Source organism: Isoptericola sp. NPDC060257, assembly GCF_042726645.1.
GTDB lineage: Bacteria > Actinomycetota > Actinomycetes > Actinomycetales > Cellulomonadaceae > Isoptericola > Isoptericola nanjingensis.
In genome coordinates this window covers 1-3,170 of record NZ_JBHXAW010000382.1, presented here as the reverse complement: position 1 = coordinate 3,170, position 3,170 = coordinate 1, and the positions used below count along the sequence as shown (strand labels likewise).

At 73.9% G+C, this 3,170-nt stretch carries 1 protein-coding gene; it reads left to right on the top strand.

Going from position 1 to position 3,170, the window contains the following annotated elements:
- The first annotated feature begins 256 nt into the window (after positions 1 to 256).
- A complete protein-coding gene (locus tag ACFWEK_RS20300; RefSeq protein WP_430555210.1) occupies positions 257 to 2,974 on the top strand; it encodes a glycoside hydrolase family 48 protein in 2,718 nt (905 codons plus the stop codon).
- Positions 2,975 to 3,170 lie beyond the last annotated feature (196 nt).

The following is a 3,170-nucleotide window of genomic DNA, read 5'->3' as shown; positions in this document are numbered from 1 at the left end:
GCCCGCGCCGGCGTCGTGCTCGGGCCCCGACCCGCGCCCGGCGGTGACGCCATCGAGGTGCTGCGGCAGGCGGGCGACCGGCTGGCGCGCCGTCGCGCGGCGCCGACCGCCCGGCGCGCCTGAGCGCCGCCTGAAACGTTTCCGTGCGTTGCCGGGGCCGGGCGGGCGCGGCGAGCCTCGGGGTGCTCGACGCCCCCGCCGCCACCGGCGGACCACGGGGCGGGGCGAGCCTCCCGACGATGAGAGGTGCAGCACGATGCCACGCACGACGTCACGCACACCCGCACGGTCACGTACCACCCGGTCACGGCCCGCCCGATCAGGCCCCGGCGGCCGGCCGGGGCGCGTCGTCGCGGCGGGGGCCGCGCTCGCGGCGCTGGCCGCGCTCGCCGCGGCCGGTCCGTCCGCGGCCGCCCCCGCGGCGAGCGTCACCGCCGAGCGCACCCTGCTCGTCGACGGCGAGTACACGCAGCGGTTCCTGGAGCTCTACGACAAGATCCACGACCCGGCCAACGGCTACTTCTCGCCGCAGGGCATCCCGTACCACGCGGTCGAGACGCTCATGGTCGAGGCCCCGGACTACGGCCACGAGACCACGAGCGAGGCGTACTCGTTCTGGCTGTGGCTCGAGACGTCCTACGGGCAGGTCACGGGCGACTGGGAGCCGTTCAACCACGCCTGGGACACGCTCGAGCAGTACATGATCCCGACCACGGAGAACCAGCCGACCAACGGGGCGTACGACCCGGCCAAGCCGGCCACCTACGCCCCGGAGGCCGACCACCCGAGCCAGTACCCGTCCCGGCTCGACACGGGCGTGGCGGTAGGGCGCGACCCCATCGGCGCGGAGCTCGAGTCCACCTACGGCACTGCCGAGGTGTACGGGATGCACTGGCTCGCCGACGTCGACAACGTGTACGGCTTCGGCGCCGCGCCCGGCTCGTCCGAGCTGCTGGGCCCTGACCACGAGGGCACGTCGTACATCAACACGTTCCAGCGCGGGCCGCAGGAGTCGGTGTGGGAGACGGTGCCGCAGCCGTCGATCGACGACTTCTCCTACGGCGGCGAGAACGGCTACCTCGACCTGTTCACCGGCGACGCGTCCTACGCGAGGCAGTGGAAGTACACCAACGCGCCCGACGCCGACGCCCGCGCCGTCGAGGCCGCCTACTGGGCCAACAAGTTCGCCGCCGAGCAGGGGCAGCCGGAGGCCGTGGCCGACACGGTGGGCAAGGCGTCCAGGATGGGCGACTACCTGCGCTACGCCCTGTTCGACAAGTACTTCAAGACGCCGGGCTGCGAGTCCACGTCGTGCCCCGCGGGCACCGGCCGCGACAGCGCGCACTACCTGCTGTCCTGGTACTACGCCTGGGGCGGCGCGCTCGACACGGCCTCGCCGTGGGCGTGGCGCATCGGCTCCAGCCACGCGCACTTCGGGTACCAGAACCCGATGGCGGCGTGGGCGCTGTCGAACGACCCGGACCTCGAGCCGGCGTCGCCGACCGCGGCCGACGACTGGTCGGCCAGCCTCGACCGCCAGCTCGAGCTGTTCCAGTGGCTCCAGGCGCCCGAGGGCGGCATCGCCGGCGGCGCGACCAACAGCTGGGAGGGCCACTACGCCGACCGGCCCGACGACGTCGCGACCTTCTACGGCATGGCCTACCAGGAGGCGCCGGTCTACCACGACCCGCCCTCCAACCAGTGGATGGGTATGCAGGGCTGGGGCGTGGAACGCATCGCGCAGCTCTACGAGGAGACGGGCGACGCGCGCGCCGAGGCCGTCCTCGACAAGTGGGTGCCGTGGGTGATCGACCACATCACCGTCACCGACGACTCGTGGGAGATCCCGTCGAACCTCGCCTGGTCGGGCCAGCCCGACGACTGGGACGCCGCGAACCCCGGCGACAACGCCGGGCTCAGCGTCGAGGTCACCGGGTACGGGCAGGACGTCGGCGTCGCCGGAGCGCTCGCCCGGTCGCTCATGTACTACGCCGCCGGCGGCGAGGGCGAGCAGCACACGCAGGCCCAGCAGGTCGCGCACGACCTGCTCGACGCGATCTGGACCCAGGACAGCGACCCGCTCGGCGTCGCCACGACGGAGACGCGCGCCGACTACTCCCGGTTCGACGACGTGCTGACCTCGCCCGACGGCGACGGCGTGTACGTGCCCGACGGCTGGACCGGCACGATGCCGAACGGCGACGAGATCCGGGCCGGCTCGTCGTTCCTCGACCTGCGGTCGTTCTACACCGACGACCCGCAGTGGCAGAAGGTGCAGGACCACCTCGACGGCGGCCCGGCGCCCGAGTTCACCTACCACCGGTTCTGGGCGCAGACGGCGGTCGCGACCGCGCTCGCGGACTACGACCGGCTGTTCGGCGAGGACGTCCCGTCGGACGACACCACCGCGCCGAGCGTGCCGCAGGACGTCACCGCCACGGCGGACGGCACGAACGTGCAGGTCACGTGGTCGCCGTCGACCGACGACACCCGGGTGACCGGGTACCAGGTCAGCCGGGACGGCGAGGGCGTGGGGTCCGTGGGCGCCGCGGCGACGTCGTTCGCCGACGGGGGGCTCGAGCCGGAGACGGCGTACGCGTACACGGTGACCGCGCGGGACGCGGCGGGGAACGTGTCGGCGGCGTCGGAGCCGGCGAGCGTGACGACGGGCTCGGACGACGGCGGCCCGGACCCGACCGACGGGGCGTGCACGGCGGCGTACTCGACGACGAACTCGTGGTCGGGCGGGTACCAGGGCCAGATCGTCGTCACGGCGGGTGACGACGGTGCCCCGGGGTGGGCGGTGACCGCTCCGGCGGGGCTGTCCACGACGAACCTGTGGGGCGGCACGCTGTCCGGCGGGACGATCACGGGGGCGGCGTGGAACGCCGACCTCTCCGCCGGGGCCCAGGCCACGGTGGGCTTCGTGGCCAACGGGACCCCGCCGGCCGACGGCCCGCTGGCCTGCAGCTGACCGCGAGCTGGTGCGGTACCCGGCGCGATCCGTACTACCTCCGCAGGACCGGTTCCACCTCGCGGTCAGCCGAGCAGGTCCAGCACCGCGCGCTCGGCGGCGGAGCGTGTGCGGGTCGGGCCGATCGTCTCGCCGTGCTCCCACAGGTCGACCAGGCGCGGGTCGATGTACGACGCGCGGGCGACCGCCGGGGTGT

Bases quoted from the DNA above. Each gene is read 5' to 3' on its own strand.
- ACFWEK_RS20300 (WP_430555210.1), top strand. From the start codon at position 257: ATGCCACGCACGACGTCACGCACACCCGCACGGTCACGTACCACCCGG.